This window comes from uncultured Faecalibacterium sp. (assembly GCF_900066275.1).
GTDB classification, from domain to species: Bacteria; Bacillota; Clostridia; order Oscillospirales; family Ruminococcaceae; genus Faecalibacterium; species Faecalibacterium taiwanense.
Map to the genome: position 1 here is coordinate 1 of NZ_FMFG01000032.1, position 5,384 is coordinate 5,384.

Annotated in this window: 5 protein-coding genes and 1 pseudogene; 4 read left to right on the top strand and 2 right to left on the bottom strand. The window is 58.4% G+C overall.

The window, feature by feature from the left end; all coding sequences use genetic code 11:
* Window positions 1-123: 123 nt before the first annotated feature.
* The 4 genes from QZL71_RS10030 (at window position 124) to QZL71_RS10045 (ending at window position 4,071) form a co-directional block, all read left to right on the top strand.
* Entirely contained in the window at window positions 124-456 is a 333-nt protein-coding gene (locus QZL71_RS10030; RefSeq protein ID WP_294648624.1) for a hypothetical protein, read from the top strand.
* Window positions 438-1,808, top strand: a complete 1,371-nt coding sequence (locus QZL71_RS10035) for a sodium-dependent transporter (protein WP_294648625.1) — start codon at window positions 438-440, stop codon at window positions 1,806-1,808. Before QZL71_RS10030 ends, QZL71_RS10035 begins: the two co-directional genes overlap by 19 nt.
* Before the next feature lie 240 nt (window positions 1,809-2,048).
* On the top strand, window positions 2,049-2,771 hold the full coding sequence (locus tag QZL71_RS10040; protein ID WP_005941248.1) for a LytR/AlgR family response regulator transcription factor: 723 nt from the start codon (window positions 2,049-2,051) through the stop codon (window positions 2,769-2,771).
* Entirely contained in the window at window positions 2,764-4,071 is a 1,308-nt protein-coding gene (locus tag QZL71_RS10045) for a sensor histidine kinase (protein ID WP_294648626.1), read from the top strand. Before QZL71_RS10040 ends, QZL71_RS10045 begins: the two co-directional genes overlap by 8 nt.
* Window positions 4,072-4,486: 415 nt before the next feature.
* Here QZL71_RS10045 and QZL71_RS10050 read toward each other — a convergent pair whose 3' ends face one another.
* Together QZL71_RS10050 and QZL71_RS10055 are read right to left on the bottom strand one after the other, a co-directional pair.
* Window positions 4,487-4,924: an aspartate carbamoyltransferase regulatory subunit gene (locus tag QZL71_RS10050; protein WP_005941235.1), complete on the bottom strand. Its 438-nt coding sequence runs from the start codon at window positions 4,922-4,924 to the stop codon at window positions 4,487-4,489.
* Between the two features lies 1 nt (window position 4,925).
* A pseudogene (locus tag QZL71_RS10055) lies at window positions 4,926-5,384 on the bottom strand (aspartate carbamoyltransferase); the annotation flags it as partial.

Below are 5,384 nucleotides of genomic sequence, written 5' to 3' on the forward strand. Positions count from 1 at the left end.
AGACCCGCAGCGCCGCAGTGCAGTCCAAGGCTGCCGAGCGCCGCCCCCGCGGCCCGGTGGGAAAGGGGACTGCTCCGAAGAAGCGGAAGTAAATACACCTGTAAAGGGGAGAAGTGTCCAAAGATGCTTCTCCCCTTTTTGCTGCTGGGTGGAAAGATGAAGAACTGTCAGCTCTTCACCTTTCAGGTGAGAAAAATTGCAGCCTGCCGCAAATACACCGAAAACGGACGCATCTGCAACGAAAATTGCGGTACGGCCCTGCGGCAGGACGGGCTGTGCACGCGGGAAAGACAAAGAATACTTTTGACAACAAAAGTTCATCTCACTGAAGCGCCCCTGTTCTTCGACCAAATTTGTGCTATAATACAAAAGCAACGCTTCGCCCGGCCCCGCAAAGGGCAGGGCAGAGCAGAACGGAAAACAAGGAGTTTGGAATCATGGAAAGAGAAAAACTGAAGTCCCGGCTGGGCTTCATTCTGCTTTCGGCGGGCTGTGCCATCGGCATTGGCAACGTGTGGAAGTTCCCTTATATTGCCGGTCAGGGCGGCGGCGGCGCGTTCGTGCTGTTCTACCTGATCTTCCTCATCATTCTGGGCCTGCCCATCATGACCATGGAGTTTGCAGTGGGCCGCGCTTCCCGCAAAAGCCCGGTGCGGGCCTATCAGGCACTGGAAAAGCCGGGCCAGAAGTGGCACATCCACGGCTACCTCACCCTCATTGGCTGCTATCTGCTCATGATGTTCTACACCACCGTGGCAGGCTGGATGCTGCACTATTTCTACATGACCGCCACCGGTAAGCTGGCAGGCCTGAACGCCGATCAGGTGGCTGGCAAGTTTACCGAAATGCTGGCAGACCCCGGCGTGATGACCTTCTGGATGGTGTTCGTGGTGGCACTGGGCATCTTTGTATGCGCCAAGGGCCTGCAGAACGGCCTTGAGCGCGTGACCAAGGTCATGATGATCGCCCTGCTGGTGATCATGGTGGTGCTGGCCGTCAACAGCCTGTTCATGCCCGGCGCAAAGGAAGGCCTGAGCTTCTTCCTCGTGCCCGACTTTGGGCGCATGAAAGAGGTGGGCGTGGTCAACACGCTGGTGTCCGCCATGAATCAGGCCTTCTTCACCCTGAGCCTTGGCATTGGCGCAATGTCCATCTTTGGCAGCTACATCGGCAAGGAGCACTCCCTGCTGGGCGAGTCCGCCCGCATCGTGGTGCTGGATACCTTCGTGGCCATCACCGCCGGTCTCATCATCTTTCCGGCCTGCTTCACCTACGGTGTGGACCAGACCAGCGGCCCCAGCCTGATCTTCATTACCCTGCCCAACATCTTTGCCAACATGGCCATGGGCCGGTTGTGGGGCTCCCTGTTCTTCCTGTTCATGGCCTTTGCAGCGCTTTCCACCGTGCTGGCCGTGTTCGAGAACATCATCTGCTGCGGCATGGAGCTGACCGGCTGCAGCCGCAAGAAGTCCAGTCTGGTGAACTTCGTGCTCATCACTCTGCTTTCGCTGCCCTGCGTGCTGGGCTACAACGTGTGGGCATGGGACGGCTTTGCCGTGTTCGGCGGCGCTGTGCTGGATCTGGAGGACTTCCTCGTGAGCAACCTGTTCCTGCCGCTGGGCAGCTTGGTGTACCTGCTGTTCTGCGTTACCAGGTACGGCTGGGGCTGGGACAACTATAAAAAGGAAGTCAACACCGGCAAGGGCCTCAAGATGCACGACTGGATGCGCGGCTACCTGACCTGCGTGCTGCCGGTGATCGTGCTGTTCATCTTTGCTTTTGGTATCTACGATAAATTTTTTGCGTAAATAAAACACTCCTTCAGTCTCGCATTCGCTCGACAGCTGTTCCCCTTCTGGCACTTCGTGCCACCTCCCCCGACCGGGGGAGTCTGTCTCATGGAGGGAGCCTCTGGCGAAGAGGGAAAGTTTGCCGCCATGCCAAAGCCTCCCTCACAGAGGGAGGTGGCACGGCGCAAGCCGTGACGGAAGGAGTTCCCGGCCCCTCTTACTGCAAGAGGGGCCTTTTGCGGCAGAAAGGAACCTTCCATGCATATCCTGATCTGTGACGACGATGCGGCGTTCGGCGCGCGCATGGCAGAATATGTCACCGTCTACTTTACCGCCCGCAGCGTGCAGGTGCACACCGCCGTCTGCACCAGCGCAGCCGAGGTGCTTGCAACGCCGGGGCTGGAGCTGTATCAGCTGGCGTTTCTGGACGTGGACATGCCCGGTGCAAACGGCATGGTGCTGGGCCGTCAGCTCAAGCAGAAGTGCCCCGGCCTGATGCTGGTGTATGTTTCGGCCTATCTGGAATTTGCGCTGGAAGGCTACACGGTGAACGCCTACCGCTACCTGCTCAAGCGGGACATTGCGCGCACCCTGCCCAAGTGTCTGGACGACCTGCTTGCCGCCCTGACCGACCAGCGCAAGACCCTGACGGTGCACCACAACCGCACCGAAACGGAAATTCCGCTGGATCAGATCTATTATCTGGAAAGCGACCTGCGCCAGATCAACGTCTACGGCGACATTGCCCGCCGGCCCATCTGCACCTACTACGGCAAGATCGCCGACCTGCCGCCCATGCTCTACGAGAACGGCTTTTTGCAGGTGAGCCGCAGCGATGTGGTGAACATGAAATATGTGCGCAGCATCCGCAGCTACCGCGCCCTGCTGAAAAACGGGGTGGAGCTGAGCGTGAGCCGCGCAGGCTATGCGGCCATCCAGAACGCATATCTGGAATGGAAGGGGCAGTATGTGGATGAGTGATGCATTTGCGGAAATGATGCTGGGGCATCTGGTGTGTCTTGTCCAGGGGAACGCCTTTATTCTGGTGGAGTGGGCCTATCTGGGCAGGGGAAAACTGCGCTGGCCGGTTCTGTGGGCAGAGCTGCTGTGTATGGGGCAGCTGGGCCTGTCACTCGCAACAGGAATGTCATTTTTCAATGTGCAGAGCGTCCTGCTCAATGTGCTGTACCTTTTTGTTACGGCGCAGCTGTTTGGCGGAAACTTTGCCGATAAGCTCACCGCCTGCCTGATCAACGGCACCATGTGCCTGCTGGTGGAGAACACGGTCAACTATACCTACTCCTGGTTCACAGGAGTGCGCACCGGCGAAGCATGGCAGCACCCCGGCTGCCTGATCGCGCTGTGCGCCGCGAACCTTATCGTGGGTGCAGCAGTTGCGCATTCCCTGTACAGCTGGAACCAGAAGTGTGCTCTGCAGCCGCTGCAGGCGCTGGTGATGTCCTTTTTCCCCGGGGTGGCTGTGGTGCTGAACATCGTGCTGATGGTCACAGGGACCCAGCAGCCCGCTACCCGGATGACCATGCTGCTCACCTTTGGCATGAGCGTGGCGGTGCTGGTGCATATCGCCATCGTGCAGATGTTCAACGATCAGGTGGTGCAGCGGCAGAACTCCCGCTACCGTGCTCAGCTGGAACAGCAGCGTGCCGAAGCCCTGCTGGATTCCTACACGGAACAGCGCCGCCTGACCCACGAGTTCACCAACCACATGACAGCCCTTACCGCCCTGCTGGATCAGGGAGATCTGAAAGGCGCACAGGCCTACATTGCCAGCGTGAGCAAAACGGTGGCGGCGGGCACCACCATCATGGATACCCACAACCCGCTGCTGGATTCCATTCTGAGCAAAAAATACGAAGAAGCGGCAAAAGTTGGCGTGAACATTTACTTTGACCTGTGCGATCTCAAGCGGATGCCCTTCGACAGCATGGATATGGTCATCGTGCTCTCCAACCTTCTGGACAACGCCACCCGCGCCGCAGCGCAGGCCCTGCCGCCGGAGGTGTATGTGCGCATCCGCAAAACGCCGGAAGAATACCTGATCTCGGTGCGCAACCGCGTGCAGGAAGACCTGCTGCTGGAGGAGGGCAAGCTGCCCGGCACCACCAAAAAGGAGAGCGGCCACGGCATGGGCCTTGCCAATGTGCAGGACGTGCTGCGCAAGTACGGTGCCGAGTACACCGTGAGCTGCCGCGACCGGTGGTTTCGGTTTACCTGCGCCATCCCGTGCGCAGTTCATGACATGAGCACCGACAATTTATGACATGTTCTGTGCAACAGGCACGCAACAATGCTATACTAAGGCCAGTAAAGGTGACCTCCTGCCGGGGCAGGGCGGATTTGCGGCCAAAGGAAGACCTGGTGAAGCTTTGCCCCCTGTGCAGTGATCCGGGCAGCGGTGCGTGTTAAGCTGCTCTGTTTTCCCTTTGCTCTTCGCTGTGCAGTCCTCATGCGCTGCGCAGCTCATCTGGCGGGGCTTTCAACGGCGAACTTTGGGGTTTGCTGCTGATAAAGTCACTCGGTACGTCGCATTTCTGTCCGGCAGGTGCTGCTTGTGGGAATGGAGCATCTGCCGCACAGGGCATTTGCGTCGGTGAGAGTTCCGTCAGATTTTTTATTAAAAAAAAGAGCTGCTGTACGGCAAAATTGCCTGATACAGCAGCTCTTTTTCTGTGTCGTTATTCCGGCTTTACCTGCAGCTCCTGCTCGCAGTAGATGCAGCGGTATTTGCCGTTGGAGCTCAGCTCAAAGATCTGGTCGCACTCTTCCTCAATGGAGGAGATGCAGCGGGGGTTGCGGCATTTTACAATGTTCACAAGGCGCTTGGGGGGCATCGGCTTTTCCTTGCGTACGGCCTTGCCGTTTTCAATGATGGTCACGCTGATGCCCGGGTCAAGGTAGGCCAGCACATCCAGGTTCAGCCAGGAAGCATCGCCCTCCACCTTGATGATGTCCTTGCGGCCGCTGGCGGTCTTGCTGCTGCGTGCATTCTGGATCAGCGCCACGCTGGCGGTGCGGTTGCCCGCAATGCCCAGCAGGTCCATCAGGCCAATGGCAGTGCCTGCCTTGATGTGGTCGATCACGATTCCGTTCTGAATTTCATCGATGTTCAGCATATCAGTTCTCCTCCTTAGGTGCCTTGGGGTCGCGCAGGCCCAGCAGGGTCATGATCAGTGCCATACGCACATACACGCCGTTCTGCACTTGCTCAAAGTAGGCGGCGCGGGGATCGTCGTCCACGTCCAGTGCGATCTCGTTGACACGGGGCAGGGGATGCAGCACAGCCATATCCGGCTTTGCAAGGTCCATCTTTTCCTTGGTGAGGATGTAGCTGTTCTTCAGGCGGATGTAGTCCTCCTCGTTGAAGAAGCGCTCCTTCTGCACGCGGGTCATGTACAGGATGTCCAGCTCCGACATGGATTCCTCCAGACTGCGGGTCTCCTGGTAGGGGATGCCGTTGGCCTCCAGCACGTCCTTTACGATGTAGTCCGGCACGCGCAGCTCTTCCGGGCTGATAAGCACGAACCGGATGTTCTTGCAGCGGGCCATGGTCTTGATGAGGGAGTGCACGGTGCG

Excerpts from the sequence above, each read along its gene's own strand:
- QZL71_RS10045 (WP_294648626.1), top strand. The coding sequence starts at position 2,764 with ATGAGTGATGCATTTGCGGAAATGATGCTGGGGCATCTGGTGTGTCTT.
- QZL71_RS10030 (WP_294648624.1), top strand. The coding sequence starts at position 124 with ATGCTTCTCCCCTTTTTGCTGCTGGGTGGAAAGATGAAGAACTGTCAG.
- QZL71_RS10035 (WP_294648625.1), top strand. The coding sequence starts at position 438 with ATGGAAAGAGAAAAACTGAAGTCCCGGCTGGGCTTCATTCTGCTTTCG.
- QZL71_RS10050 (WP_005941235.1), bottom strand. The coding sequence starts at position 4,924 with ATGCTGAACATCGATGAAATTCAGAACGGAATCGTGATCGACCACATC.
- QZL71_RS10040 (WP_005941248.1), top strand. The coding sequence starts at position 2,049 with ATGCATATCCTGATCTGTGACGACGATGCGGCGTTCGGCGCGCGCATG.